The organism is Klebsiella sp. MBT K-1, from assembly GCF_002556465.1.
Classification (GTDB): domain Bacteria; phylum Pseudomonadota; class Gammaproteobacteria; order Enterobacterales; family Enterobacteriaceae; genus Klebsiella; species Klebsiella grimontii.
The window spans coordinates 134,150-160,469 of sequence record NZ_PDEL01000008.1; the positions used below are offsets into that span (position 1 = coordinate 134,150).

24 protein-coding genes are annotated in these 26,320 nt (G+C 61.5%); 13 read left to right on the forward strand and 11 right to left on the reverse strand.

All coding sequences use genetic code 11. The features are described from left to right. Positions 1-55: 55 nt before the first annotated feature. The 7 genes from CMQ96_RS13820 to hypA all read right to left on the reverse strand — a co-directional run bounded on the left by CMQ96_RS13820 (position 56) and on the right by hypA (position 7,070). On the reverse strand, positions 56-1,003 hold the full coding sequence (locus CMQ96_RS13820) for an alpha/beta hydrolase (RefSeq protein WP_098066928.1): 948 nt from the start codon (positions 1,001-1,003) through the stop codon (positions 56-58). Positions 1,004-1,120: 117 nt separating this feature from the next. Further along, positions 1,121-3,193: a formate hydrogenlyase transcriptional activator FlhA gene (gene flhA, locus CMQ96_RS13825; RefSeq protein WP_098066929.1), complete on the reverse strand. Its 2,073-nt coding sequence runs from the start codon at positions 3,191-3,193 to the stop codon at positions 1,121-1,123. 258 nt (positions 3,194-3,451) lie between these two features. Further along, positions 3,452-4,462 carry a hydrogenase expression/formation protein HypE gene (gene hypE, locus CMQ96_RS13830; RefSeq protein ID WP_098066930.1) on the reverse strand — a complete coding sequence of 337 codons (1,011 nt, stop codon included), beginning with the start codon at positions 4,460-4,462 and terminating at the stop codon, positions 3,452-3,454. After that, positions 4,459-5,580 carry a hydrogenase formation protein HypD gene (gene hypD, locus CMQ96_RS13835; RefSeq protein ID WP_049099312.1) on the reverse strand — a complete coding sequence of 374 codons (1,122 nt, stop codon included), beginning with the start codon at positions 5,578-5,580 and terminating at the stop codon, positions 4,459-4,461. The genes hypE and hypD overlap by 4 nt, the downstream gene beginning before the upstream one ends. Next, positions 5,581-5,853 (reverse strand): HypC/HybG/HupF family hydrogenase formation chaperone, encoded by a 273-nt coding sequence (locus tag CMQ96_RS13840; RefSeq protein ID WP_004104861.1) that lies wholly within the window; start codon positions 5,851-5,853, stop codon positions 5,581-5,583. Continuing rightward, positions 5,844-6,716, reverse strand: a complete 873-nt coding sequence (gene hypB / locus CMQ96_RS13845) for a hydrogenase nickel incorporation protein HypB (RefSeq protein ID WP_004134325.1) — start codon at positions 6,714-6,716, stop codon at positions 5,844-5,846. Before hypB ends, CMQ96_RS13840 begins: the two co-directional genes overlap by 10 nt. A 3-nt stretch (positions 6,717-6,719) precedes the next feature. Beyond that, positions 6,720-7,070: a hydrogenase maturation nickel metallochaperone HypA gene (gene hypA, locus CMQ96_RS13850; RefSeq protein ID WP_004134327.1), complete on the reverse strand. Its 351-nt coding sequence runs from the start codon at positions 7,068-7,070 to the stop codon at positions 6,720-6,722. 208 nt (positions 7,071-7,278) lie between these two features. Here hypA and hycA point away from each other — a divergent pair, with 208 nt between their 5' ends. The 9 genes from hycA (at position 7,279) to hycI (ending at position 15,099) form a co-directional block, all read left to right on the forward strand. Further along, positions 7,279-7,728 (forward strand): formate hydrogenlyase regulator HycA, encoded by a 450-nt coding sequence (hycA, locus tag CMQ96_RS13855; protein ID WP_004134329.1) that lies wholly within the window; start codon positions 7,279-7,281, stop codon positions 7,726-7,728. Positions 7,729-7,810: 82 nt separating this feature from the next. Then, complete coding sequence (locus CMQ96_RS13860) at positions 7,811-8,419, forward strand: 4Fe-4S dicluster domain-containing protein (protein ID WP_049088683.1); 609 nt, start codon at positions 7,811-7,813, stop codon at positions 8,417-8,419. Then, positions 8,416-10,242, forward strand: a complete 1,827-nt coding sequence (hycC, locus tag CMQ96_RS13865; protein WP_049088685.1) for a formate hydrogenlyase subunit 3 — start codon at positions 8,416-8,418, stop codon at positions 10,240-10,242. Before CMQ96_RS13860 ends, hycC begins: the two co-directional genes overlap by 4 nt. 2 nt (positions 10,243-10,244) lie before the next feature. Continuing rightward, a complete protein-coding gene (locus tag CMQ96_RS13870; protein ID WP_024358449.1) occupies positions 10,245-11,168 on the forward strand; it encodes a respiratory chain complex I subunit 1 family protein in 924 nt (307 codons plus the stop codon). 17 nt (positions 11,169-11,185) lie between these two features. Further along, positions 11,186-12,895 carry a formate hydrogenlyase subunit HycE gene (hycE, locus tag CMQ96_RS13875; protein WP_024358448.1) on the forward strand — a complete coding sequence of 570 codons (1,710 nt, stop codon included), beginning with the start codon at positions 11,186-11,188 and terminating at the stop codon, positions 12,893-12,895. 9 nt (positions 12,896-12,904) lie between these two features. After that, a complete protein-coding gene (locus CMQ96_RS13880; protein WP_098066931.1) occupies positions 12,905-13,447 on the forward strand; it encodes a formate hydrogenlyase complex iron-sulfur subunit in 543 nt (180 codons plus the stop codon). Continuing rightward, positions 13,447-14,214, forward strand: coding sequence for an NADH-quinone oxidoreductase subunit B family protein (locus tag CMQ96_RS13885; RefSeq protein WP_004104846.1), 768 nt, complete (start codon positions 13,447-13,449; stop codon positions 14,212-14,214). Before CMQ96_RS13880 ends, CMQ96_RS13885 begins: the two co-directional genes overlap by 1 nt. Continuing rightward, complete coding sequence (locus tag CMQ96_RS13890; RefSeq protein ID WP_004134344.1) at positions 14,211-14,621, forward strand: formate hydrogenlyase maturation HycH family protein; 411 nt, start codon at positions 14,211-14,213, stop codon at positions 14,619-14,621. Before CMQ96_RS13885 ends, CMQ96_RS13890 begins: the two co-directional genes overlap by 4 nt. Then, complete coding sequence (hycI, locus tag CMQ96_RS13895) at positions 14,614-15,099, forward strand: hydrogenase maturation peptidase HycI (RefSeq protein ID WP_098066932.1); 486 nt, start codon at positions 14,614-14,616, stop codon at positions 15,097-15,099. Before CMQ96_RS13890 ends, hycI begins: the two co-directional genes overlap by 8 nt. 213 nt (positions 15,100-15,312) lie before the next feature. Here hycI and CMQ96_RS13900 read toward each other — a convergent pair whose 3' ends face one another. Both CMQ96_RS13900 and ascF read right to left on the reverse strand, forming a co-directional pair. Then, a complete protein-coding gene (locus tag CMQ96_RS13900) occupies positions 15,313-16,737 on the reverse strand; it encodes a 6-phospho-beta-glucosidase (protein WP_098066933.1) in 1,425 nt (474 codons plus the stop codon). Between the two features lie 26 nt (positions 16,738-16,763). Continuing rightward, entirely contained in the window at positions 16,764-18,206 is a 1,443-nt protein-coding gene (gene ascF / locus CMQ96_RS13905; RefSeq protein ID WP_098066934.1) for a PTS cellobiose/arbutin/salicin transporter subunit IIBC, read from the reverse strand. Positions 18,207-18,462: 256 nt separating this feature from the next. Here ascF and CMQ96_RS13910 point away from each other — a divergent pair, with 256 nt between their 5' ends. The 4 genes from CMQ96_RS13910 (at position 18,463) to CMQ96_RS13925 (ending at position 23,395) form a co-directional block, all read left to right on the forward strand. Beyond that, on the forward strand, positions 18,463-19,476 hold the full coding sequence (locus CMQ96_RS13910; RefSeq protein WP_024358443.1) for a LacI family DNA-binding transcriptional regulator: 1,014 nt from the start codon (positions 18,463-18,465) through the stop codon (positions 19,474-19,476). Positions 19,477-19,610: 134 nt separating this feature from the next. Next, entirely contained in the window at positions 19,611-20,138 is a 528-nt protein-coding gene (gene hydN, locus CMQ96_RS13915; protein ID WP_004124065.1) for an electron transport protein HydN, read from the forward strand. A 12-nt stretch (positions 20,139-20,150) separates the two neighbouring features. Next, positions 20,151-22,370 (forward strand): carbamoyltransferase HypF, encoded by a 2,220-nt coding sequence (gene hypF / locus CMQ96_RS13920; protein WP_098066935.1) that lies wholly within the window; start codon positions 20,151-20,153, stop codon positions 22,368-22,370. 11 nt (positions 22,371-22,381) lie between these two features. Further along, entirely contained in the window at positions 22,382-23,395 is a 1,014-nt protein-coding gene (locus CMQ96_RS13925) for a HoxN/HupN/NixA family nickel/cobalt transporter (RefSeq protein WP_024358441.1), read from the forward strand. 254 nt (positions 23,396-23,649) lie between these two features. On the opposite strand, the gene norW is transcribed toward CMQ96_RS13925, so the two are convergent. Both norW and norV read right to left on the reverse strand, forming a co-directional pair. After that, positions 23,650-24,783: an NADH:flavorubredoxin reductase NorW gene (norW, locus tag CMQ96_RS13930; RefSeq protein ID WP_064410898.1), complete on the reverse strand. Its 1,134-nt coding sequence runs from the start codon at positions 24,781-24,783 to the stop codon at positions 23,650-23,652. Beyond that, positions 24,780-26,225: an anaerobic nitric oxide reductase flavorubredoxin gene (gene norV, locus CMQ96_RS13935; protein ID WP_098066936.1), complete on the reverse strand. Its 1,446-nt coding sequence runs from the start codon at positions 26,223-26,225 to the stop codon at positions 24,780-24,782. The genes norW and norV overlap by 4 nt, the downstream gene beginning before the upstream one ends. Between the last annotated feature and the right edge of the window lie 95 nt (positions 26,226-26,320).

Genomic DNA, 26,320 nt, shown 5'->3' on the forward strand with positions numbered 1-26,320 from the left:
TCTGCGGACAGGTAGCCCGGCTAAGGCGACAGCCGCGAGCCGGGGATTATCGGCGCTATTTTTTTATTTCCGCCAGCGAGGCTATCCAGTTCATCGCCAACTGCGGCCACTCGGCGGCGGGCAGGCCCCGGGTCCCGCGAATGCCAAATCCGTGTTTCCCCTCGGCGAACAGATGCAGCTCGGTCGGCACCTGCTGCGCGCGCAGGGCGTTAAACATCACCAGCGCGTTATCCACCGGCACCGAAGGATCGTCCACCGCGTGGAAAATAAAGGTCGGCGGCGTCTGCGTCGTGACGTTCTGCTCCGGTGAATAACGACGCTGCCGCTCCGCCGTCGGCGTTTCGCCAATCAACGCCTTGCGCGATCCGGGATGGGTAATCGCCGGATCCATAGAAATAACCGGATAGCCGAGCACCGCGAAGTCCGGCCGCGCGCTCTGCTGGTCGATAACATCCACGGCGGCGTAAGCCGGTTCGCTAAAACGGGTCTCCAGGCTGGCCGCCACGTGTCCCCCGGCGGAAAAGCCCATAATGCCGATTTTATGCGGGTCGATACGCCACTCGGCGGCCCGCGCCCGCAGGGTTCGCAGCGCGCGCTGGGCATCGGCCAGCGGCGCATCGCTGCCCTCCGCATGACCGTCCGCCGGCATCCGGTAGGTCATCACAAACAGGGTATAGCCCCGGGCGTTAAACTCCGGGGCGAGATCGCTGCCCTCTTTATCCAGCACCACCCGCTGATAAGAGCCGCCCGGCGTCACCAGCAGCGCGATACCGTTGGGCTTCTCCGGCGCGTAAACGGTAATTGTCGGAGCGCGAACGCCGGTGACCGCGCGATCGGGCAGCGAGGGGTCTTTGCTGCGCTCCACCAGCGATTCGCTCGCCGGGCTGTTTTTCGCGCCGGGCGCTTCACCGCCGGGCCAGACAGAAAAAGTGGGCAGAGAGGAAAATGCAGCCTGAGAAGAGAAAAGCAAAGCGATGGCGGCGGTCAGAGGTAAACGCGTCATAAGCATCTCCATTAAGGAAAAGGCTTATTTATCATCGATGAGCGGCGGGTAACGCGAGTTGCTTCACAGAACGCTGTTTCATTAAAATCAAAATGAAACAGCGTTCTGAAGATACGCCTACTGCAGCTGGTCTTTATGAATGCCCAACCGTTTCATGCGCGAAAGCAAAGTGGTGCGCTTTAATCCCAGACGCTGGGCCGCGCCCTTCGGTCCGGCGACCACGCCGTTGCTCTCTTTCAGCACCCGGACAATCAGCTGGTATTCATCTTCGCCTTCCTCCGGCAGCACTTCTGCCGCCAGCGGCTGCGGCTCGATGTTCATTTCCGGCAAGGAGAGCTGCAGCACGCTGCCGCGGGTCAGCAGCACCGCGCGCTCAATGACGTTTTCCAGCTCACGCACGTTGCCCGGCCACTCCATGCGGCTGAGAAGGCGCAGCGTTTCCGCCGGAATGCTGTCGATATTGCGTCCCAGACGGCGGGCGATTTTAAAGGTGAAGGCCTTCACCAGCAGCGGAATATCGTCCGGCCGCTCGCGCAGCGGCGGCAGGTGGATCGGGAAGACGTTCAGCCGATAGTAGAGATCGCTGCGAAATTCGCGATCGGCGACCATCTGCTTAAGATCGCGGTTGGTCGCGGCGATCAGGCGCACGTCGGTGTGAATCAGCTTATTGCTGCCGAGACGCTCGAACTCCTGCTCCTGCAGGACGCGCAGCAGCTTCGGCTGTAGCTCAACCGGCATATCGCCCACTTCATCGAGGAAAAGCGAGCTTTTGTCCGCCAGTTCGAAACGGCCGATACGCTGGGCGCTGGCGCCGGTGAAGGCGCCGCGCTCGTGGCCAAACAGGTCGCTTTCCAGCAGCCCGGCGGGCATCGCCGCGCAGTTCATTTTGACCATCCGCCGGCTATTGCGGCCGCTCAGATTATGAATAGCGCGGGCAATCAGCTCCTTACCGGTACCGGTTTCGCCGAGGATCAGCACCGTGCTGTCGCTCTGCGCCACCATCTCCACCTGCTTGAGCACGCTGTTCATCGCCTCGCTGCGGCCAATGATTTCGCCAAACTCGCTCTCCACGTTGTTGAGCTGTTCGGTCAGGGCGAGGTTCTCATCAACCAGCCGCTCTTTCAGGCGCTGAATTTCGCGGTAGGCGAGGGCGTTGTCGATGGCGATCGAGACGCGCTCGGCGATTTGCCGCAGCAGCTTAAGATTGGTGGTGGTGAACACTTTCTCATCGCACTGCGCCAGCTTCAGCACCCCGAGCAGGGTATTGCCGGACATCAACGGCAGCAGGCACAGGGTCTGAATTTTGTTATCCCACATCTCGAAAAGCATTTTTTCGTACGGCGCCAGCGGGTCATGCTCGTGCAGATTGAGCAGCAGCATCTCTTTACTTTTGAAGACCCGCTCGGTCAGGGTGCCGGCTTCATCCACTTCGCTCTGGTCGTGCACCGGGTGGCTGGCGTCGAGGTAGTGGGTGGAGTAGATGTTGAGCTTGCCTTTGCGGTTGCTGCGTAGCACCACGCTAATGGCATCGATGCGGAAGTAGCGGTGGATCTCTTTGGCCACTTCGCTGACCAGCTCGTCGATATCCAGCCGCGAGAGCACGGCGTTGGTGATCGCCACGAGGATGCGGAAGTTATCGCGCTCGTGGCACAGCAGGTCGTAATCGACGTTATTGCTGACCCGGCTCTGGATCTGCTCGGTCACCACGGCGACGATTTGCGTAAAAGTGTGCAGCCGCTGGTACTCTTTTTCAGTCCATGGCCGGTTGTCATCGCGGATGAATTCGCAGCCGCCGAAGATGCGGCCTTCCGCCGCCAGCGGCAGCAGGCAGTAATAGCCAAAGGTGGGATAGAGTCCGCTTCGGGCCAGCTGCGGCCAGGTCTCGGCAAAGGTGGCGCTATCGCAATGCAGCGCATCCGGTCGGGACAGCAGACGACGAACCGGGCCGTTGGCGAGGACGGTTTCATCTTCATAGCTCACCGGATGCCCGGCATCGTCGCAGGCGTGCCTTGTCGCGCGATGGTTGCCGGAATGCCACAGAATAATCGCCGCCCGGTCGGCGAGCGCGGACTGCTGCACCAGGCCGGTCAGCGTCTCGCTCAGCGCGGCCAGATCCGGCTGCTGTAATAAAATGCGGGTGATATCAAACAGACCCTGCTGCCCAAGATCGCCCATCGGTGTATACGACATTGCTTAAGTCCAAAAGCGCCGCAAAGCGGCGCAGAAGAAAGTGATGACACAAATAATAGTCTGTTTATAAAGCGGTTGTGACCGCCGTCCACCCATCCGCAGTTGCCCGCGGGTTTGGGCGGGATAATCATGCAGAGATCCTAATTTTTCCCCGGAGGCGATGCTGCGCATCTGTCCGGGCTACAGGTTCGTGCGATCCGGGTTAGGGTAGCCCGGACAGGCGCATCGCGCCGCCTCCGGGAAAGCTCCTGAATCTCGTTAACAAATTCTCGGCAGCGGCTCGGCGTGAGGAAGATCCAGCGTACGTTTGACGCCGTACAGGCCGATGGAGCGCACGCCCGCGCGCGCCACAACGTCGCCGATTATCGCCGCATCGCGGCCTAACGGATGAGACCGTAAATGCGCAAGTACGCTTTCCGCCGCTTCGCGGGCGACGGCGATCAACAGCTTGCCTTCGTTGGCAAAATTCAGCGCGTCCAGCCCCAGCAGCTCGCACACGCCGCGCACGGTCTCGTTCACCGGCAGCTTATTCTCATACAGCTCAATCCCGCAGCCGCTGGCGGCGGCGAACTCGTGGGCCACCGCGTTCACCCCGCCGCGGGTCGCATCGCGCAGCGCTTTAACGCCGGTAATATGATGCAGCGTCTGAATCAGCGGCGTCAGCACCGCGCAGTCGCTGGACAGCGCGCCGTCCAGCCCCATTTGCTCGCGCAGGTTGAGGATAGTCGCCCCGTGATCGCCAAGCGTACCGCTGACCAGCAGCACGTCGCCGGCGCTAATCTGCTGCGCCCCCCAGCGAATACCGGTGGGGATCACGCCGATCCCGGCGGTATTGATAAACAGCTTATCCGCCGCCCCGCGCGGCACCACTTTGGTATCGCCGGTGACAATGGCGATACCGGCCTCCCGGGCGGTCTGAGCCATGCTGTTCACCACCGCTTCGAGGGTGGCCATCTCTAGCCCCTCTTCGAGAATAAACCCGCAGGAGAGATAGCGCGGCAGCGCGCCGCTCACCGCCACATCGTTGGCCGTACCGCACACCGCCAGCTTGCCGATATTGCCGCCGGGAAAAAACAGCGGATCGATGACGTAGCTGTCGGTGGAGAAGGCGAGCCTGTCGCCCTGCGCGCTAAGCTGGGTGAGATCGAGACGCGCCTGATCCTCCTGCTCCGCCAGCCAGGGGTTGGCGAAAGCCTGCATAAACAGGTCGCCGATCAGCTGCTGCATCGCCTGACCGCCGCTACCGTGGGCTAACTGAACGCTTTTCATGCTTCGATTTCCTGACTGCGATATTGATACCAGGCGGCGCAGGCGCCTTCCGATGAGACCATCAGCGCGCCGAACGCGCTCTGCGGGTTGCAGGTCTTGCCGAACAGCGGGCACTGGTGCGGCTTACAGCGGCCGGTCAGCACCTCGCCGCAGCGGGCGCGCGGGTCGTCGCTGACCCGCTGCGGCGCCGGGCGGAAATGCGCCTCGGCGTCGAAGCGCTGGTATGCCGCCGTCAGATGCACGCCGGAGTCGCTAATCACCCCCAGCCCGCGCCACTCGCTATCGCCGCTAAGGCAAAACACCTCGGCGATGGCCGACTGCGCCAGCGGATTACCCTCATCGGGCACCACCCGGCGATACTGGTTCTCCACGTCGCTGTGCCGCGCTATTGTCTGCTCAACCAGCATCACCGCGCCTTGCAGTAGATCAAGCGGTTCGAATCCGGCCACCACTAAAGGACGATGATAGTCGCTGGCGATAAAGCCGTAGGCGTCGGTGCCAATCACCATGCTGACGTGACCGGGGGCGAGAAAAGCGTCGATACCGTTATCCGGCTGGTCGAGCAGGCTGCGCAGGGTCGGCAGCAGGGTGATGTGCTGGCAGAAAAAGTAGAAGTTGGCGACGCCGCGCTCGCGGGCCTGGCGCAGGGTCAGGGCGGTGGCGGGCATCGTCGTTTCAAAACCAAGGCCGAAGAACACCACTTCACGTTCGGGATTGTGCTGCGCCAGCTTCAGGGCGTCCATTGGCGAATAGACGATGCGGACGTCGGCGCCGCGCGATTTCGCCTGCAGCAGCGAGCCGTTTTTCCCCGGCACGCGCATGGCGTCGCCAAAGGTGCAGAAAATTACCCCCGGACGGCTGGCGATATCGATACAGGCGTCGATGCGTCCCATCGGCAGCACGCACACCGGGCAGCCGGGGCCGTGAATAAACTCGATATTTTCCGGCAGCAGCTGGTCGAGGCCGAATTTAAAAATGGCGTGGGTATGGCCGCCGCACACTTCCATAATGCGCAGCGGACGGTCGGCGGTATGCGGCAGCAGGCGCGCCCGCTGCCGGAGATGCTCCACCAGCTGCATCACCTGTTCCGGCGCGCGGTATTCATCGACATAACGCATTTACCGCTCCTCGCCGTACAGCAGCGCGCCGACGTCCGGCTCGACTTCAAACATATTTTGCAGCGCTTCGAGGGTGTCGCGGGCTTCGGCTTCGTTGATTACGCTCATGGCGAAACCCACGTGGACCAGCACCCACTGGCCGAGACGCGGCTGACCGCGGTCGTCGACCGCGCCGACTAAGGTGAGATCGACTTCGCGCTGAATGCCGCACACTTCGACCTTCGCCAGATTGCCGTCAATGGCGCAGATTTGTCCGGGAATGCCTATGCACATTGCTGCGCCTCCAGCCAGCTAAGCCACTGGTCCATGCCTTCGCCGCTGGTGGCGGAGAGCAGGATGATGTCAATATCCGGGTTCACCTCGCGAGCGCAGGCCAGACATTTCTCCACGTCAAAGTTGAGATACGGCAGCAGGTCGACCTTGTTGAGCAGCATCAGGCTGGCGGCGGCGAACATATGCGGATACTTCAGCGGTTTGTCTTCGCCTTCGGTGACCGACAGCACCGCCACTTTATGGCGTTCGCCGAGGTCGAAGCTCGCCGGGCACACCAGGTTGCCGACGTTTTCGATAAACAGGATCCCGCGGTCATCCAGCGGCAGGCGCGGCGCGGCGTCGGCGATCATCTGCGCGTCGAGATGGCAGCCTTTACCGGTGTTGACCTGAATCGCCGGGGTGCCGGTGGCGCGGATGCGCGCGGCGTCGTTCACCGTTTGCTGATCGCCTTCAATCACCGCGCAGGCGGTTTTCGCTTTCAGCCGCAGCAGGGTTTCCGTCAGCAGGGTGGTTTTGCCGGAGCCCGGGCTGGAGACCAGGTTCAGCACCAGCTGGTTTTTAGCGGCGAAGCGCGCGCGGTTGCGGGCGGCCAGACGGTTGTTTTTATCCAGCACGTCGATTTCCACTTCCAGCATCCGCCGCTGGCTTTGGCCCGGCGCGTGGGTACCCGCCTCGCCGTGACCGTAGTGCAGGTCGCCCGCTGCCGAGCGGGTGGGGGAAAAGTTATCGGTTTTCACGCCGGTAATGTTCATCATCTGGCGCGGGGCAGGCGCGAAGGGGGCGCTGCGAAACGCCGAATGCGGGTTATGCTCATCGCCTTCTATATAAAGGTTGCCTTCACCGCAGCCGCAGGTTGTACACATATGTCACTCCTGAGTTACTTCTATTCGCTGAATCTGTAAGCCGTCATCCGCCACGATCTGCAGCCGGTCGCTCTGACACTGCGGGCAGCGGCGCACGTGCTGCGAGATGAGATGCACGTACTGCTGGCAGGTTTCACACCAGCATTCAGCCTGTTGCTCGGCGATATGCAGCTCGCAGCCTTCCGCCAGCGTGCCGCGGCACACCAGCTCAAAGCAGAAGGTCAGCGCGCTGGCCTCCACGCAGGAAAACGCCCCGACCTTCAGCCACACGCCGGTGACCCGACGCGCGCCGGCCTGCTGCGCCTGCTGTTCGATAATTTCCAGCGCCCGCTGGCTAAGGGTGATTTCGTGCATGGTGCCTCCGTATCGCGATGGCCCTTTAATGCAATAACGATGCCAGGTCACAGGTAATGTCACGGAAATGTCGATGACGCGCGTCAGATATCGTCATCGACATGTCTTTCTGCCGTCCGGTATTTAATAAATTCATTTAAAATCAATAAATTAATTTTTGGCATGGAAAATGCTTAACCGGTGCATCTCATACAACGGGGGATCCGGGATGACTATTTGGGAATTAAGTGAAAAGGCGGACTACATCGCCGATCGTCACCGCCAGCATCAGGAGCAGTGGCACACCTATTGCAACTCCCTGGTACAGGGAATAACCCTGTCGAAAGCGCGTCTGCATCACGCCATGAGCTGCGCGCCGGATAAAGAACTGTGCTTCGTCCTGTTTGGCCATTTTCAGGTCTACGTCGCGCTGGCGGAAGGGTTTAACAGCCACACCATCGAGTATTACGTGGAAACCAAAAACGGCGACGACAGGCGTCTGATCGCCCAGGCCACGCTGGGCTCGGATGGCACTATCGATGGCCGGATCAGCAACCGCGACCGCGAGCAGGTTCTCGAGCACTATCTGGCGACTATCGCCAGCGTTTACGACCGTCTCTATGAGGCTATCGAACAAGACCAGCCGGTGGATTTAAGCCACCTGACGCTGGCCCGTTAATCGTCAGGTGTCGACAAGTGTCGAAGCTGACACCTGCGCAACCTGTTTTCGTCAAAAATGACTTTCACCCGAGGATGACCCGGTGAACCGTTTTGTAATTGCTGACTCCACCGTCTGTATCGGCTGTCGCACCTGCGAAGCCGCCTGCGCTGAGACTCACCGCCAGCATGGCCTGCAAGCCATGCCCCGGTTGCATTTAATGCGCAATGAAAAAGAATCCGCGCCGCAGATGTGCCACCACTGTGAAGATGCGCCCTGCGCCGCCGTCTGCCCGGTTAACGCCATTAATCGCGTTGATGGCGCGGTGCAGCTCAACGAGAGCCTGTGCGTAAGCTGCAAGCTGTGCGGCATCGCCTGTCCGTTCGGCGCCATTGAGTTTTCCGGCAGCCGTCCGCTGGATATACCGGCTAACGCCAATACCCCCATGGCCCCCGCCGCGCCGCCGGCGCCGGCCCGCGTCAGCACGCTGCTCGACTGGGTGCCGGGCGTGCGCGCTATCGCCGTTAAATGCGACCTGTGCCACTTCGACGAGCAGGGCCCGGCGTGCGTTCGTACCTGCCCGACCAACGCGCTGCTGCTGGTGGATATCCGCGATATCGCCCAGGCCAGCAAGCGTAAGCGGCAGCTGACTTTTAATACCGACCTCGGCGATCTGTCGCTGTTCCAGGCGCAACAAGGGGACGTGAAATGAGTGTGATTTCCTTAGTGAATCAGGCGGTGGCCTGGTACGCCGCCAGCGCGGTGCTGGCGTTTCTGTTCGCCCTGCGCAAACCGCTGAGCGGGGCGATCGCCGGGATCGGCGGCGCGGTCGCCAGCGCGATGCTGGTGCTGGCGGGCGGAACGGCGCTGCTGATGCCGGAGCGCGTCAGCGGCGGTATGCTGCAGATGCTGCACCTGACCCTGCGCGTGGGCGGCGTCAACGCGCTGTGGCTGCTGGCGATCGGCCTGTCGGCGCTGCCGATTTCGCTGTTCAATATCGCCTGGCATCGCCACTCGCAGGTCAAAGCCAACGGCCTGCTGGTGAATCTGCTGCTGGCCGCCGCCGTCTGCGCGGTGGTGGTGACGAACTTCGGCGCGCTGGTGGTGATGGCGGAGATTATGGCCCTGTGCGCCGCGTTTCTTACCGGCTGCGCGCAGTCCGGCAAGCTGTGGTTTGCGTTGGGGCGTCTGGGTACGCTGCTGATGGCGTGGAGCTGCTGGCTGGTGTGGTCGTCCTACGGCACCCTTGAGCTGGCGCAGATTAACCAGCTGGCGCTGGCGGTACCGCAAAAAGCGCTGCTGTGGCTGCCAGGCCTGATCGGCTTTGCGCTGCTGGCCGGGGTCATTCCGCTGCACGGCTGGGCGCCGCAGGCTCACGCCGGCGCCAGCGCGCCGGCCGCCGCGCTGTTTTCCACGGTGGTGATGAAGGTCGGTCTCTACGGCATCCTGACGGTGTCGCTGGCCGGTAGCGTACCGCCGCTGTGGTGGGGCGTGATGCTGCTGGTGCTGGGGATGATCACCGCCTTCGTCGGCGGACTGTACGCCCTGATGGAACACAATATTCAGCGCCTGCTGGCGTACCACACCCTGGAAAATATCGGCATTATCCTGCTCGGCCTCGGGGCGTTCGTCACCGGCGTGGCGACCCATAACCCGACCCTGATGGTGCTGGGTTTTATCGGCGGCATGTATCACCTGATCAACCACAGCCTGTTTAAAACCACCCTGTTCCTCGGCGCGGGGGCAGTGTGGTTCCGCACCGGTCATCGCGATATCGAAAAGCTCGGCGGCATCGGCAAGAAAATGCCGCTGATTTCGCTCTCCATGCTGGTGGGCCTGATGGCGATGGCCGCGCTGCCGCCGCTGAACGGTTTTGCCGGGGAGTGGGTGATCTATCAGTCCTTCTTCAAGCTGAGCACCGGCGACGCGTTTGTTGGCCGCCTGCTGGGGCCGCTGCTGGCGGTGGGCCTGGCGATTACCGGCGCCCTGGCGGTGATGTGTATGGCGAAAGTCTACGGCGTCACCTTCCTCGGCGCGCCGCGCAGTAAAGAGGCGGAAAACGCTACCTGCGCGCCGGGGCTGATGACTTTTAGCGTGGTGCTTTCTGCCGTTTGCTGCGTGATTGGCGGGGTTGCCGCGCCGTGGCTGCTGCCGCTGGTGAGCGGGGCGTTTCCGGTGCAGGCGGAGGTCTCCAGCGTGGTCTCCCAGCCGCTGATCGCCATTCTGCTGATTGCCTGCCCGCTGCTGCCGCTGCTGCTGATGATCCTCTTCAAGGGCGATCGCCTGCCAGCGCGCTCCCGCGGCGCGGCCTGGGTCTGCGGTTACGACCATGAAAAATCCATGGTGGTGACCGCCCACGGTTTCGCCATGCCGGTGAAAGAAGCCTTTGCGCCGATTCTCAAGCTGCGCCACTGGCTGAACCCGGTACGCCTGGTGCCCGGCTGGCAGAACGCTTCCGTGCCCGCGCTGTTTCGCGGCGTGGCGCTGGTGGAGCTGGCGGTACTGGTGGTGATTGTGATTTCCCGAGGAGCCTGAGAATGAGCGTATTAATTGCATTGTTGCAGGCGCTGGTGCTGTTCGCCGTCGCGCCGCTGTTGTCCGGGGTGACCCGCGTCGCCCGCGCGCGTCTGCATAACCGCCGCGGCCCGGGTGTGCTGCAGGAGTACCGGGATATCCTGAAGCTGCTGGGCCGTCAGAGCGTTGGCCCGGATGCTTCCGGCTGGGTCTTCCGCCTGACGCCGTACGTGATGGTCGGCGTGATGCTGACCATCGCCACCGCGCTGCCGGTGGTGACCGTTGACTCGCCGATGGCGGGGCTGGGGGACCTGATCACTCTGATCTACCTGTTCGCCATTGCCCGTTTCTTCTTCGCTATCTCCGGCCTTGATACCGGCAGTCCGTTTACCGCTATCGGGGCGAGCCGCGAAGCGATGCTCGGCGTGCTGGTCGAGCCTATCCTGCTGCTCGGCCTGTGGGTCGCGGCGCAGGTCGCCGGTTCCACCCATATCAGCAGCATCGCCGACACCATTTACCACTGGCCCACCGCCCGCACTCTTCCGCTGATTCTGGCGTTGTGCGCTTGCGCCTTCGCTACTTTTATCGAAATGGGCAAGCTGCCGTTCGACCTGGCGGAAGCGGAGCAGGAGCTTCAGGAAGGTCCGCTCTCGGAATACAGCGGCAGCGGCTTCGGCGTGCTGAAGTGGGGCATCAGCCTCAAGCAGCTGGTGGTCCTGCAGATGTTCGTCGGCGTATTTATCCCGTGGGGACAGATGACCAGCTTTAGCGTCGGCGGTCTGCTGCTGGCGCTGGTGGTTGCCGTCGTCAAGCTGGTGCTTGGCGTGCTGGTGATTGCGCTGTTCGAAAACAGCATGGCGCGTCTGCGCTTTTGCGCCACCTCCCGCGTCACCTGGGCCGGGTTTGGTTTTGCCTTTTTAGCCTTCGTCTCCTTGCTGGTGGCGTGATTTAAGAGAGTTTGAGCATGTCTGAAGAAAAAATCGGTCAACATTATCTCGCCGCGCTGCACCAAACCTTTCCGGGCGTGGTGCTGGATGAAGCCTGGCAGACCAAAGACCAGCTGACGGTCACGGTAAAGGTCAACTATCTGCCGGAAGTGGTCGAGTTCCTGTATTACAAGCAGGGCGGCTGGCTGTCGGTGCTGTTCGGCAATGACGAACGCAAGCTGAACGGTCATTACGCCGTCTATTACGTCTTGTCTATGGAGCAGGGCACGAAATGCTGGATCACCGTGCGCGTGGAGGTGGACGCCAACAAACCGGAATACCCGTCGGTGACGCCGCGCGTGCCTGCCGCCGTGTGGGGCGAGCGCGAAGTGCGCGATATGTACGGCCTGGTGCCGGTGGGGCTGCCGGACGAGCGCCGGCTGGTGCTGCCGGACGACTGGCCGGATGAACTCTATCCGCTGCGTAAAGACAGCATGGACTACCGCCAGCGTCCGGCGCCGACCACCGACGCCGAAACCTACGAGTTTATCAACGAGCTGGGGACTAAAAAGAACAACGTGGTGCCGATTGGCCCGCTGCACGTCACCTCCGACGAACCGGGCCACTTCCGCCTGTTCGTTGACGGCGAGAATATTATCGACGCCGACTATCGCCTGTTCTACGTCCACCGCGGGATGGAAAAGCTGGCGGAAACCCGCATGGGCTACAACGAAGTCACCTTCCTCTCGGACCGCGTGTGCGGCATCTGCGGCTTCGCCCACAGCACCGCCTATACCACCTCGGTGGAAAACGCGATGGGCATCGTGGTGCCGGAGCGCGCGCAGATGATCCGCGCCATTCTGCTGGAGGTGGAGCGCCTGCACTCGCACCTGCTGAACCTCGGCCTCGCCTGCCACTTCACCGGCTTCGACTCCGGGTTTATGCAGTTCTTCCGCGTGCGCGAAACCTCGATGAAGATGGCGGAAATTCTCACCGGGGCGCGTAAAACCTACGGCCTGAACCTGATTGGCGGCATTCGTCGCGATCTGCTGAAAGAGGACATGATCCAGACCCGCCAGCTGGCGCAGCAGATGCGCCGCGACGTGCAGGAGCTGGTGGACATGCTGCTCAGCACGCCGAATATGGAGCAGCGCACGGTCGGAATCGGTCGTCTCGACCCGCAAATCGCCCGCGACTTCAGCAACGTCGGCCCGATGGTGCGCGCCAGCGGCCACGCCCGCGATACCCGCGCCGATCACCCGTTTGTCGGCTACGGCCTGCTGCCGATGACCGTCCACAGCGAGCAGGGCTGCGACGTGATTTCGCGCCTCAAGGTGCGTATCAACGAAGTCTATACCGCGCTGAATATGATCGACTTCGGCCTTGATAACCTGCCGGGCGGCCCGCTGATGGTGGAGGGCTTCACCTATATTCCGCACCGCTTCGCGCTCGGCTTCTCGGAAGCGCCGCGCGGGGATGATATCCACTGGAGCATGACCGGCGACAACCAGAAGCTGTACCGCTGGCGCTGCCGGGCGGCGACCTACGCCAACTGGCCGACCCTGCGCTATATGCTGCGCGGCAATACCGTTTCCGACGCGCCGCTGATTATCGGCAGCCTCGACCCGTGCTACTCCTGTACCGACCGCATGACCGTGGTCGACGTGCGCAAGAAGAAAAGCAAAGTGGTGCCGTACAAAGAGCTGGAGCGCTACAGCATCGAGCGTAAGAACTCGCCGCTGAAATAAGGAATCGCCATGTTTACCTTTATTAAAAAAGTCATCAAAACCGGCACCGCGACGCACTCATACCCGCTGGAGCCGATGCCGGTGGATAAAAACTTCCGCGGCAAACCGGAGCATAATCCGCAGCAGTGCATCGGCTGCGCCGCCTGCGTTAACGCCTGCCCGTCGAACGCCCTGACGGTGGAGACCGATCTGGCCGCCAACCAGCTGGGGTGGCAGTTCAACCTCGGGCGCTGCATCTTTTGCGGACGCTGCGAAGAGGTCTGCCCGACGGCGGCGATTAAGCTCTCTCAGGAGTACGAGCTGGCGGTATGGAAGAAAGAGGATTTTCTCCAGCAATCGCGTTTTGCCATTTGCCACTGCCGGGTGTGTGAACGCCCATTCGCCGTACAGAAAGAGATCGACTATGCCATCGCGCTGCTCAAACACAACGGCGATAGCCGCGCCGAGCTGCATCGCGAAAGCTTCGAGACCTGCCCGGAGTGCAAACGCCAGAAGTGCCTGGTGCCGTCCGATCGTATTGAACTGACTCGCCATATGAGAGAGGCCAGCTGATGAGCAACTTATTAGGCCCGCGCGATGACAACGGCATTCCGGTGCCGATGACGGTGGATGAGTCCATCGCCAGCATGAAGGCATCGCTGCTGAAGAAAATTAAGCGTTCCGCCTACGTTTATCGGGTGGACTGCGGCGGCTGCAACGGCTGCGAGATCGAGATTTTCGCCACCCTGTCGCCGCTGTTCGACGCCGAGCGCTTTGGGATCAAAGTGGTGCCGTCGCCGCGTCACGCCGATATTCTGCTGTTTACCGGGGCGGTGACCCGGGCGATGCGTTCTCCCGCGCTGCGCGCGTGGCAGTCCGCGCCGGATCCGAAAATCTGCATCTCCTATGGCGCCTGCGGCAACAGCGGCGGCATCTTCCACGACCTTTATTGCGTGTGGGGCGGAACCGATAAAATCGTGCCGGTGGATGTCTATATTCCCGGCTGCCCGCCCACCCCGGCCGCGACGCTGTACGGCTTCGCGATGGCGCTGGGCCTGCTGGAACAGAAAATCCACGCCCGCGTGCCGGGCGAGCAGGACGAGCAGCCGACCGAACTCCTGCACCCGGATATGGTACAGCCGCTGCGGGTGCGCATCGATCGCGAAGCGCGCCGGCTGGCGGGCTATCGCTACGGCCGGCAGATTGCCGACGACTATATGCGCCTGCTGGGGCAGGGCGATAGCCAGGTGATGCGCTGGCTGGAGGCGGAAAAAGATCCGCGTCTGACCGAGATCGTCACCCATCTGAACCAGGTCGTAGAAGGAGCGCGTATCCGATGAGCGAGACGGTGGTGTTCAGTCAACTGAGCCGTAAATTTATTGATGAGAACGACGCCACGCCTGACCAGGCGCAGCAGGTGGTCTATTACAGCCTGGCGATTGGCCACCACCTCGGCGTGATCGACTGCCTGGAGGCGGCGCTGAGCTGCCCGTGGCAGGCGTATCTGGCGTGGATTGCGACCCTCGAAGAGGGCAGCGTCGCGCGGCGCAAAATGGAAGGCGTGCCGAAGTACGGCGAGATCGTCATCGATAGCAATCATGTGGCGATGCTGGCCAACGCGTTTGATAAAGCGCAGGCCCGGCAGACCCCCGAGCAGCAGGCATGGAGCAAAACCCTGCTCAGCATGCTGCATGATATTCACCAGGAAAGCGCCATCTATCTGATGGTGAGGAGACTCCGTGACTGACGTTTTACTCTGTGTCGGCAACAGTATGATGGGCGACGACGGCGCCGGCCCGCTGCTGGCGGAGATGTGCGCGGCTAATCCCGTCGGCGAGTGGGTGGTGATTGACGGCGGCAGCGCGCCGGAAAACGACATCGTCGCCATTCGCGAGCTGCGCCCCGAGCGCCTGCTGATCGTCGATGCTACCGATATGGGCCTGAACCCCGGCGAGATCCGTATCGTCGACCCGGACGATATCGCCGAGATGTTTATGATGACCACCCACAATATGCCGCTCAACTATCTGATCGATCAGCTAAAAGAGGATGTCGGCGAGGTGATTTTCTTAGGCATTCAGCCGGATATCGTCGGCTTTTATTATCCGATGACCCAGCCGATCAAGGACGCGGTCGCGACGGTGTACGCGCGGCTTGATGGCTGGCAGGGGCAGGGCGGTTTCGCGGCGCTGGAAGCCGCTGAGGAACCGGAGTTCCCCGGCTAAGCGCAGCGCAAGCCGGGAGTTCGGCCAGGAGGGAGCAAGTGTACTTTTTTTCCCGGGGCGCGGCGTAAACGCCTTACCCGGGCTACGGCTACTTTTGTCACCCGTAGCGTTTATCATTCCCGGAGGCGATGCTGCGCATCTGTCCGGGCTACCGGTCCGCGGGCGTTGATGAACCTGTAGCCCGGCTAAGCGCAGCGCGAGCCGGGAAAATTTCTACGCCAAATCTTCCCCGTTGCTGGCAATCACTTTCTTATACCACCAGAACGACTTCTTGCGCCTGCGCGCCAGCGTGCCGTGACCGGCATCGTCGCGGTCAACGTAGACAAAGCCGTAGCGCTTGCTCATCTCGCCGGTGGAGGCGGACACCAGATCGATACAGCCCCAACTGGTATAGCCCATCACCGGGATGCCATCTTCGATGGCGTCGCCCATCGCCTGAATATGCTCGCGCAGATAGCTGATACGGTAGTCGTCGTTGATCTCGCCGTTAGCGTCAATCTCATCGAACGCGCCGAGACCGTTCTCCACGAGGAACAGCGGTTTCTGGTAGCGGTCATACATCATATTCATGGTGATACGCAGGCCGAGCGGGTCGATGCCCCAGCCCCATTCGCTGGCTTTGATGTACGGGTTTTTCAGCGACTTAACGATATTGGCGGCGCTGGTGTTGCCGGCGTTCATCTCCGCCGACGCGCAGCGCGAAGCGTAGTAGCTGAAGGAGACGAAATCGACGGTATGGCGCAGGATTTCATCATCGCCCGCTTCTTTGGCGATGGTCACGCCTTTCTCGCGGAATACCCGCGCCGCCCACACCGGATACGCGCCGCGCGCCTGGACATCGATAAAGAACAGGTTCTCGCGATCTTTCTCCAGCGCCATCCACACGTCTTCCGGCTTACAGGAGTAAGGGTAGAAATTGCCGCCCGCCAGCATACAGCCGACCTGATTTTGCGGATTCACCTCGTGGGCGATTTTGGTCGCTAAGGCGCTGGCGACCAGTTCATGATGGGCGGCCTGGTATTTCACCTGCTCCTGATTTTCCCCCTCTTCAAACACCAGACCGGCGCCGGAGAATGGGCTATGCAGCATGATGTTGATTTCATTGAAGGTAAGCCAGTATTTCACTAACCCATCAAAGGCTTCAAAACAGGTACGGGCGTAGCGGGTGAAAAATTCCACCATTTTACGATTGCGCCAGGAGCCGTACTCGGTGACCAGGTGCATCGGCACGTCGAAATGGCACAGCGTCACCAGCGGCTCGATATTATGCTTTTTACACTCCTCGAACAGCGAGCGGTAGAAGGCGATCCCTTCCGGGTTCGGTTCCAGCTCATCGCCCTCAGGAAAGAGGCGGCTCCAGGCGATAGAGGTGCGGAAGACGCTAAAGCCCATCTCGGCCATCAGGGCGATATCTTCTTTATAACGATGATAAAAATCGATCGCCTCGTGGCTCGGGTAGAACTCATCTTCGCGTAGCGCGAAGCGTTTCTCCTGCCCCAGCTTGACCGCGAGGCGGTGAGCCCCGTGAGGAATCATATCGACGGTGGTCAGCCCTTTGCCGCCCTCCAGATATGCCCCTTCGGACTGGTTGGCGGCCAGCGCGCCGCCCCATAAAAATCCCTGTGGAAAAGTCGCCATGCGTTACCTCGTTAACAAAATGGTGTTCAGGCGTGAGAAGCCTGGGTGCCGGCCTGACGCTGTCTGGCGTCGGCGGCGGCTTCTTCTTGCGGAATATCTTCAAAGCCGAGCATCAGCGTCAGGACAAACGACAGCACCACCGCCAGCGCCATGACGCCAAAGACCCAGACGATGGTCATCGGATTGGCCGGGTCGAAAAACTGGACGCTGGTGAACAGGCCCGGCGCCGCCATCGAGTGGCTGGCGAGCCCGGCAATGCCGGCCACCGCGCCGCAGATAAAGCCGCTAATCAGGCTGGCGATAAGCGGTCGCTTCAGCCGCACCGCCACGCCGTACAGCGCCGGTTCGGAAATCCCCGCCAGAATCGCGGAAGCCGCGGCCGCCAGCGCCGTCTGGCGCAGCTCAGGGTTTTTGGTTTTCCATGCCACCGCCAGCGATGAGCCGCCCAGCGACAGGTTGGCGCCGATTTCCGACGGCATCACCATGCCCTCTTTGCCGGTTTCGGCGATGGTCTGAATGATAGTCGGCGTGAAGACGCGGTGCATCCCGGTCATCACCAGCAGCGGCCACAGGGCGCCCATAATCGCCACCGACAGCCAGCCGAGGTAGCTGTGGATCGTATAGACCAGCGCGGAAATGGCGCTACCGATCCAGATACCGAGCGGGCCAATCAGCAGAATCGACAGCGGGGCGGCAATCAGCACGATCAGCATCGGTTTAAGGAAGTTTTTCGTCACCGCCGGGGTGATACGGTCGACCCAGCGTTCGATATAAGAGAGGCACCAGGTCATCACCAGCGCCGGGATCACGGTATAGGTATATTTCACCGCCGTCACCGGAATAAAGGCGAACTCCACGTGCTCGCCCTGGGCGGCTTTGGCCATCAGCTCGATAAAGCTCGGGTGCACCAGCACCCCGGCAATCGCAATCGCCAGCGACATATTGGTTTTAAATTTCACCGCCGCGGAGGCCGCGACCATCAGCGGCAGGAAGAAGAACGCGCCGTCGCCGATAACCGTCAGGATGGTCAGCGTTGGCGCGCCTTTCGGCAGCGCGCCGGTCATCTCTAAGATCATCGCCAGCAGCTTGACCATCGATCCGCCGATAATCGCCGGGATCAGCGGCGACATGGTGCCGATCAGCGCGTCGAGGATCCCGGCGCCGATGCGCTTCAGGGTGATCGGCGGTTTCCCCTGCGGTTCGACAGGGCGCAGATCCCCCGGCAGCAGGGCGACCACCTCGCGGTAGGCCTGGGAGACGGTATTGCCGATGATGACCTGACACTGGTTATCGCTACGCACGACGCCGAGTACGCCTTTCAGCCCTTTGAGGGTGGCGCTGTCGACCCGCTCGTTGTCTTTGACCACAAAACGCAGGCGGGTCATGCAGTGGGTGACGGCGGCCACGTTATCTGCGCCGCCAATTGCCGCCACAACCTGCTGCGCCAGAGCTGCATAATTTTTAGACATCGGATTTTATCCTGTTTATCAATGGGGTACTGGCTTGTCACCGCGCCGGAAAGCGGAGCGGCATGATGCATATATAGGAAACCGGTTCCACAAAATCATGATTAGTTTCATGAATGCATACAAGAAATAAAAAAATAAGATCTCGATTTTGTGATTTTGATCGCGGAGTGTGCGTCAGCGCGGGATACGCGCAAATGCTGAAAAAGCGCCGCGCGTGCAGTACACTGCGGGCAACATTGGCAACAGGAATAACCACATGGCAACAATGCTGGAGGTCGCGAAGCGCGCGGGGGTGTCGAAGGCCACCGTTTCGCGGGTGCTGTCGGGGAACGGCTATGTCAGCCAGGAGACCAAAGATCGCGTCTTCCAGGCGGTGGCCGAAAGCGGCTACCGGCCGAATCTGCTGGCGCGCAATCTGGCGACGAAAAAGACGCAGACCCTCGGGCTGGTGGTGACCAACACCCTTTATCACGGCGTCTATTTCAGCGAACTGCTTTACCACGTGGCGCGGATGACAGAAGACAAAGGGCGGCAGCTGATCCTCGCCGACGGCAAGCACAGCGCGGAGGAGGAGCGCGAGGCGATTCAGTATCTGCTCGATCTGCGCTGCGATGCGATTATTATCTATCCGCGCTTTCTCAGCGTTGATGAGATGGACGAGATTATCGAAAATCATGAGCGGCCGATCATGGTGCTCAACCGCCGCCTGCGCCGCAACGCCAGCCACTGCGTCTGGTCCGATCAAAAGGCCTCGGCGACGATGGCGGTGGAAAAGCTTATCGCGCTCGGCCATCGCGATATCGCGTTTATTACCGGTTCGCTGGATTCGCCAACCGGCGTTGAGCGGCTCTCGGGCTATAAAGACGCGCTGGCCCGCCACAGCATTGCGGTGAATAACGATCTGATCGTCGAAGGGCGCTGGACGCCGGAAACCGGCGCGGCGGGGGTCGAAACGCTGCGCCAGCGCCGCGTCGGCTACAGCGCGCTGGTGGCGAGCAACGACGATATGGCGGTTGGCGCGATGAAACAGCTGCATCAGCTCGGCGTTAAGGTTCCGGAGCAGGTCTCGGTGGTGGGTTTTGACGATATCGTGCTGGCGCCGTATATGGTGCCGGCGCTCTCCAGCGTCAAAGTGCCGGTGACGGAGATGATCAAAGAGAGCATCAACCGGCTGATCTTTATGCTCGACGGCGGCGATTTAAAATTTCAGCAAACCTTCCCCGGCGAGCTGATCGAACGCGACTCAATGGTGCCCGGCCCGCACGCCTGACGTCGTCAGCTGTCATCGTCACAACTGACGATGACAGTCTCTCCAGTAATTACCCCCTTTAATATCAGAAAGATAAAAGTTGGAACGTATTATGCATACTCCGGCGCGTAACCTTCTTACAGCTGGAGAAATGGATGAACCGTTTCATTATCGCCGACGCGAGCAAATGCATCGGCTGCCGCACCTGTGAAGTGGCCTGCGTGGTCTCTCATCAGGAAAATCAGGACTGCGCCGCGCTGACGCCAAAAACCTTTTTACCGCGTATTCACGTGATCAAAGGCGTCAACGTGTCGACGGCCACCGCCTGTCGTCAGTGTGAGGACGCCCCGTGCGCCAACGTCTGCCCGAACGGCGCCATCAGCCGCGACCAGGGCTTCGTCCACGTGATGCAGGAGCGCTGCATCGGCTGCAAAACCTGCGTGGTGGCCTGCCCGTACGGCGCCATGGAAGTGGTGGTGCGCCCGGTTATTCGCCACAGCGGCGCGGGGCTGAACGTGATAGCGGAAAAAGCCGAAGCCAACAAATGCGACCTGTGCTATCACCGTGAGGAAGGCCCGGCCTGTATGGACGCCTGTCCGACCCACGCGCTGATTTGCGTCGACCGCAACAGGCTCGAACAGATGAATATCGAAAAACGCCGCCGCACCGCGCTGGCCTGGTAATCCGGCCGCGCAATGAACGGGGTGCAGATCCGCATTCGCGGTAAAGTGCAGGGGGTGGGATTCCGCCCCTTCGTCTGGCAGTTGGCGCAGCAGCTGGGAGTGCGCGGCGACGTGTGCAACGACGGCGACGGCGTGCTGGTGCGCCTTGTCGGCGATGATGCGGCCTTTCTCAGCGCGTTAACCCGCCGCTGCCCGCCGCTGGCGCGTATCGATAGCACAGAAACTCAGCCGTTTGTCTGGGCCGTCGCGCCGCTGAATTTCACCATCCGCCAGAGCGGGGCCGGGAGCATGCGCACGCAGATCGTGCCCGATGCCGCCACCTGCCCGGCATGCCTGGCGGAGATGAACAACCCGCAGGATCGCCGCTACCGCTATCCGTTTATCAACTGCACCCACTGCGGGCCGCGCTTTACCATTATTCGCGCCATGCCCTACGACCGCCCGCTGACCGCTATGTCGCCGTTTCCTCTTTGCCCCGCCTGCGCGGCGGAGTATCGCCATCCCGCCGATCGCCGCTTTCACGCGCAGCCGGTGGCCTGCGCCGAGTGCGGCCCGCGGCTGGAGTGGCGCGGCCCGAAGGGGCATTTATTTGGTGAGGCCGCTTTAGACGCGGCGATTACTCGCCTGCGGGCGGGTGATATCGTGGCGGTGAAGGGGCTGGGCGGTTTTCATCTAGTGTGCGATGCCGGAAATCGCGCTGCCGTGGCGACGCTGCGGGCGCGCAAGCATCGCCCGGCGAAACCGCTGGCGGTGATGCTGGCGACGACGGCAGGGCTCAGCGGACCAGCGGTGACGCTGCTGACCTCTCCCGCCGCGCCGATCGTGCTGCTGGACAAAGCGCAGGTGGCTGGCCTGTGCGACCTGATTGCGCCAGGGCTTGCGGAAGTAGGGGGGATGCTGCCGTCTAATCCACTGCAGCATTTACTTTCGCAGGCGCTGGCGCGCCCATTAGTGATGACCTCCGGCAACCTCAGCGGTCGCCCGCCGGCGTTAACCAACGCCGAGGCGCTGGCGGATTTAGCCGAAATTGCCGACGGTTTTCTGCTGCATAACCGCGAGATTGTGCAGCGGATGGATGATTCTGTAGTACGGCAAAGCGGCGAGATGCTGCGTCGCGCCCGCGGCTACGTGCCGGACGCGCTGGCGCTGCCGCCGGGCTTTTGCGACGCGCCGCCGCTGCTGGCCCTCGGCGCGGAGATGAAAAATACCTTCTGCCTGCTGCGCGGCGATGAAGCGGTGCTCAGCCAGCATTTTGGCGATCTCGACGACGAGGGCGTCGAAGAGCAGTGGCGACAGGCGCTGCGTCTGATGCAGGAGATTTACGCTTTTACCCCGCAGCGGGTGGTGGCTGACGCCCATCCCGGCTACCGCGCTTCGCGGTGGGCGGCGTCGCTGGCGCTACCGGTGGAGCGCGTGTTGCATCATCATGCCCACGCTGCCGCCTGCATGGCCGAGCATCGCTGGCCGCTGGACGGCGGCGACGTGATTGCCCTGACCCTCGACGGTATCGGGATGGGGGAGAACGGCGAGCTGTGGGGCGGCGAATGCCTGCGGGTCAACTATCGCGAGTGCGAGCGTCTTGGCGGGCTGCCGGCGGTGGCGCTGCCCGGCGGCGACCTCGCGGCGCGTCAGCCGTGGCGCAATCTGCTCGCCCACTGCCTGGCATTTGTCCCTGACTGGCAAGATTATCCTGCAACCGCCGCACTGCGTCAGCAAAACTGGCCGCTGCTGGCGCGAGCGATTGAGCGCGGCATAAATGCGCCCAAAGCGTCGTCGTGCGGACGGCTGTTTGATGCCGTCGCCTGCGCGCTGGGCTGCGCCCCGCTCACCCTGAGCTATGAGGGGGAAGCGGCGTGCCGTCTGGAAGCGCTGGCGGCGACCTGCGAAGGGGTTGATCACCCGGCGACGCTGCCGTGGCGCGATGGAAAACTGGATCTGGCGACGTTCTGGCAGCGGTGGCTGAGCTGGCAGGCGAGTCCGGCGCAAAAAGCCTGGGCCTTTCATGATGCGCTGGCCCGCGGGCTGGCGGCGATGATGCGCGATTACGCGAACGCGCGCAATATTCACACGCTGGCCTTCGGCGGTGGGGTACTGCACAACCGCCTGCTGACGGCGCGATTGACCTTTTATCTGGCCGATTTTACTCTGCTCTTTCCGCAGCAGCTGCCCGCAGGCGATGGCGCGATTGCCCTCGGCCAGGCGGTTATCGCTGCGGCCCGCCTGCAGGCTTAAAGGACACCGACATGATAGTGACGATTTTGCGTCAGCAGCCGCGCGCAGCGGCGCTGGTGCTGGCATTGATTGCCGCCAATTTGCTGGCCTGGGGCTGGGCGTTTGCGGCGTTCGGCGGCAGCGGCGCGCTGATGGCCGCCAGCCTGCTGGCCTGGGGTTACGGTCTGCGCCACGCGGTGGACGCCGACCATATCGCGGCGATCGACAACGTGACCCGCAAAATGATGCAGCAGGGGAAGCGGCCTTTTGCCGTTGGCGCGTGGTTCTCGCTGGGACATTCGTCGATTGTGGTGCTGGCGTCGGCGGCGATTGCCGCGACCGCCACCGCGTTTGGCCAGCAGATGAGCTGGTTTCACGAGACCGGCAGCGTTATCGGCACTGCCGTGTCGGCGCTGTTCCTGCTGGCTATGGCGTTTATCAATCTGGTCATTTTGCGCAGCGTCTGGCGCAGCTTTCGGGCGTGGAAGCAGGGCGAAAAGGTGAGCGATGAGGTCATGACCGGCGGCGGCATGATGAGCTGGGTGTTCGGGAAAACCTTCCGCCTGATTAACCGCAGCTGGCAGATGTATTTGGTGGGCTTTCTGTTTGGCCTCGGCTTTGATACGGCGACGGAAATCGGCGTGCTGGGGATCTCAGCCGCCAGCGCGTCGAGCGGGATGTCGATTTGGTCGATTATGGTTTTTCCGGCGCTGTTCGCTAGCGGGATGGCGCTGGTGGATACGCTTGATAACGTGCTGATGGTCGGCGCCTACGGCTGGGCGTTCAGTAAGCCGCAGCGTAAGCTCTATTACAATATGACCATTACCGGCACCTCGGTGGTGGTGGCGCTGTTTATCGGCGGCCTGGAAGCGCTGGGACTGGTGATGGATAAGTTTTCCCTCAGCGGCGGCGTCTGGCGCTGGATCGGCGCATTGAATGACCATCTCGGCGACGCCGGTTTTGTGGTGGTCGGGCTGTTCGTGGCTTGCTGGGTGCTGTCGGTGCTCAACTACCGCTGGCGCGGATACGATAACCTGGCGCGGTAGGTTGGGCATTTCCCCGGCTCGCGCTGCGCTTAGCCGGGCTACAGATTAATGGCCATCTGCTGGCCGGTAGCCCGGACAGATGCGCAAGCATCGCCTCCGGGAAATTATGCCACTCTGCGCGCTGCTCCCGGGGGTGGCGCAAAGCGCCTGCCCGGGCTACAGGACCGCAGGCTGCTGTGAATCTGTATGCGCGGCTGGGTAGCCCGGGTAAGGCGTTTACGCCGCGACCCGGGAATAACGTCAGTTCATACAGGCTAACTCACCAACTGCTTGAGCAGCGCAAAGGCGTCTTTCATACGATCCTCGCTGACCACAAAAGCGCGCAGCTGGTTTTCGGCGTCAACGCCTTTCGCGACCAGGCCGTCTTTGGCGGCAACGATATGCCACGTCAGATCCTCGCGCCGGGTATCGCCCGCCAGGTGTAGCGGTAAATCCGGCGTTTTAACCTTCACCAGCATCGGCGGCAGCTTCAGTTCTCCCTGCTGAGTCAGCAGATTTTTCCCCAGGCACATGGCGCTCAGCAGAATCGGCTGCAGGAACGGCAGGACCATGCCGTTGATTTCCGCGCAATCGCCGAGGGCGTAAATTGCCGGATGGCTGGTTTGTAGCTGGCTGTTCACCACCACTCCGCGGTGCGTCTGCAGACCCGCATGCCGCGCCAGCGCCGTTTCCGGGCGCAAACCGGCGGCGGCGACCACCGCATCCACCGTCAGCGTACGCTGGCGGTCAAGAGTGACGCGAATTCCGTCGGCGTTCTGCGCCAGGCTTTGCAGCTGCGACTTCAGCATCAGATCCACGCCCATGTCGGTCAGACGATGCTGCAGTCGGCTGCTGGCTTCCGGCGGCATCAGCGCCGACAGCACGCTGGCGGAGTTATCCACCACTGTCACCGCTTTGCCGGCGCGGCAGAAATCCATCGCCAGCTCGCAGCCAATCAGCCCGCCGCCGACGATCAGCACCCTTTTTGCATCGCGCAGCTGGCTTTGCGCCGCGCCGTATTCCCGCTGGCTGTTGAGGGTCAGCATCAGCTCGCGGCCCGGCACCGGCGGGATAAACGGCGTCGCGCCGGTGGCCAGCACCAGTTTGTCATAGCGCCACTCGCGGTCCTGGCTCTTCACAACCTGATTATCGGCGTCGATATCGCTGACCCAGGTATGCGGAAACAGGCGCAGATTGTACTGCTCGGCAAACTCACCCGCCGTTTGCAGGGTCAGATCGTCGGCGTTCTGCCCGCGGCTGACCACATGGCTGAGATCCGGTTTGTTGTACTCATCCATGCTGTCGGCGGCGATCAGGGTCAGCGGGATGTTCGGGTCCTGCTTGCGAATATTTTTCACCAACTGACGGGCCGCGAAGCCCGAGCCGATGATGACGATGCCATCACTCATTTTGCCTCCGACGCCAGCACATCAAACACATCTTTACCCAGCGAACATTCAGGGCAGAGGAAGTTATCCGGGACTTCGCTCCAGGGTGTACCCGGCTGAACGTCCTGGTTCGGTTCGCCCTGTTCGGGGTCGTAAATCCACTGGCAAACGCTGCACTGCATTTTCGGGCCGAGATCGGCTACCGCGGGCGCGGCGCAGGGCGTTACTTCAGGCGCGGCTGGTTGCGCCTCGCTCGCCGGCAGCGGGGAGAGGGCCCACTGGCGGGCGATTTGACGACCGTGTTCGCGGCACAATTCCAGCGCGTCAAGGTCCGGGCGCCATTTGGCCTTCAGGCTCAGGGACATTTCAAAGCCTGCATCCTGTAAACGCGTGGACAGGCGATCAACCGCGCCGCCGCTCCAACCGTGGGAGCCAAAGGCGCTGGCGCGCTTGTTACGAAAACGCAGGCCGGTCATCTCTTCCACCAGCCCTGCTATTTTCGGCATCATCACGTTGTTCATGGTGGAGGTGCCGACCAGCACGCCCTTCGAGCGGAACACGTTGGTCAGAATGTCGTTTTTATCGCTGCGGGCGACGTTGAAAATTTTCACCGCCACGCGGGGGTCCACGTCGGTAATGCCCTGGGCGATCGCGTCGGCCATCATGCGGGTGTTGTTGGACATGGTGTCGTAGAAAATGGTGATGCGGTCTTCCTGATAATCCGCCGCCCACTCGAGATATTTTTCGACGATCTGCGTCGGGTTATCGCGCCAGACCACGCCGTGGGAGGTGGCAATCATATCTACCGGCAGGTTGAAGCCGAGGATTTCACTAATTTTCGGCGTCACCAGGCGGCTGAACGGGGTCAGAATGTTGGCGTAGTAGCGCTGGCACTGTTCATAAAGCTCAACCTGGTCAACTTCATCATTAAACAGATGCTCATCGCAGTAGTGCTGGCCGAAGGCGTCGTTGCTGAACAGCACCGCGTCGCCGGTCATATAGGTCATCATGCTATCCGGCCAGTGCAGCATCGGGGTTTCGACGAAAATCAGCTGTTTGCCGTTGCCGATATCCAGGCTGTCGCCGGTTTTCACCACCTTAAAGTTCCACTCCGGGTGATGGTGGTGGCCGGTAATGGAGTCGATAGCGTTGGCGGTGCAGTAGATCGGGGTATCCGGGATTTGCGTCATCAGTTCGGTCAGCGCGCCGGCATGGTCCTCTTCCGCATGGTTGATAATGATGTAATCGATATCGGCGAGGTCGATTTCACCGCGCAGGTTCTGCACGAATTCGCGACTGAATTTATGATCGACGGTATCGATCAGCACATTTTTTTCTTCCCGGATGAGATAGCTGTTGTAGCTGCTGCCGCGCAGCGTTTTGTATTCAGTCCCGTGGAAATCACGCACTTCCCAGTCGCGTTGGCCAACCCAATGAATGTTATTTTTAACCAGAATAGACATAGCAACCTCAATTAATTCAGCGTTGTTCAAAAAAGATATTTTGCTTATATCAAGATGCGTGCCATGTTTTTAATTTATTGAATTTAATGTGTTTT

Excerpts from the sequence above, each read along its gene's own strand:
- CMQ96_RS13820 (WP_098066928.1), bottom strand. The coding sequence starts at position 1,003 with ATGACGCGTTTACCTCTGACCGCCGCCATCGCTTTGCTTTTCTCTTCT.
- flhA (WP_098066929.1), bottom strand. The coding sequence starts at position 3,193 with ATGTCGTATACACCGATGGGCGATCTTGGGCAGCAGGGTCTGTTTGAT.
- hypE (WP_098066930.1), bottom strand. The coding sequence starts at position 4,462 with ATGAAAAGCGTTCAGTTAGCCCACGGTAGCGGCGGTCAGGCGATGCAG.
- hypD (WP_049099312.1), bottom strand. The coding sequence starts at position 5,580 with ATGCGTTATGTCGATGAATACCGCGCGCCGGAACAGGTGATGCAGCTG.
- CMQ96_RS13840 (WP_004104861.1), bottom strand. The coding sequence starts at position 5,853 with ATGTGCATAGGCATTCCCGGACAAATCTGCGCCATTGACGGCAATCTG.
- hypB (WP_004134325.1), bottom strand. The coding sequence starts at position 6,716 with ATGTGTACAACCTGCGGCTGCGGTGAAGGCAACCTTTATATAGAAGGC.
- hypA (WP_004134327.1), bottom strand. The coding sequence starts at position 7,070 with ATGCACGAAATCACCCTTAGCCAGCGGGCGCTGGAAATTATCGAACAG.
- hycA (WP_004134329.1), top strand. The coding sequence starts at position 7,279 with ATGACTATTTGGGAATTAAGTGAAAAGGCGGACTACATCGCCGATCGT.
- hycC (WP_049088685.1), top strand. The coding sequence starts at position 8,416 with ATGAGTGTGATTTCCTTAGTGAATCAGGCGGTGGCCTGGTACGCCGCC.
- CMQ96_RS13870 (WP_024358449.1), top strand. The coding sequence starts at position 10,245 with ATGAGCGTATTAATTGCATTGTTGCAGGCGCTGGTGCTGTTCGCCGTC.
- hycE (WP_024358448.1), top strand. The coding sequence starts at position 11,186 with ATGTCTGAAGAAAAAATCGGTCAACATTATCTCGCCGCGCTGCACCAA.
- CMQ96_RS13880 (WP_098066931.1), top strand. The coding sequence starts at position 12,905 with ATGTTTACCTTTATTAAAAAAGTCATCAAAACCGGCACCGCGACGCAC.
- CMQ96_RS13885 (WP_004104846.1), top strand. The coding sequence starts at position 13,447 with ATGAGCAACTTATTAGGCCCGCGCGATGACAACGGCATTCCGGTGCCG.
- CMQ96_RS13890 (WP_004134344.1), top strand. The coding sequence starts at position 14,211 with ATGAGCGAGACGGTGGTGTTCAGTCAACTGAGCCGTAAATTTATTGAT.
- CMQ96_RS13900 (WP_098066933.1), bottom strand. The coding sequence starts at position 16,737 with ATGGCGACTTTTCCACAGGGATTTTTATGGGGCGGCGCGCTGGCCGCC.
- ascF (WP_098066934.1), bottom strand. The coding sequence starts at position 18,206 with ATGTCTAAAAATTATGCAGCTCTGGCGCAGCAGGTTGTGGCGGCAATT.
- CMQ96_RS13910 (WP_024358443.1), top strand. The coding sequence starts at position 18,463 with ATGGCAACAATGCTGGAGGTCGCGAAGCGCGCGGGGGTGTCGAAGGCC.
- hydN (WP_004124065.1), top strand. The coding sequence starts at position 19,611 with ATGAACCGTTTCATTATCGCCGACGCGAGCAAATGCATCGGCTGCCGC.
- hypF (WP_098066935.1), top strand. The coding sequence starts at position 20,151 with ATGAACGGGGTGCAGATCCGCATTCGCGGTAAAGTGCAGGGGGTGGGA.
- CMQ96_RS13925 (WP_024358441.1), top strand. The coding sequence starts at position 22,382 with ATGATAGTGACGATTTTGCGTCAGCAGCCGCGCGCAGCGGCGCTGGTG.
- norW (WP_064410898.1), bottom strand. The coding sequence starts at position 24,783 with ATGAGTGATGGCATCGTCATCATCGGCTCGGGCTTCGCGGCCCGTCAG.
- norV (WP_098066936.1), bottom strand. The coding sequence starts at position 26,225 with ATGTCTATTCTGGTTAAAAATAACATTCATTGGGTTGGCCAACGCGAC.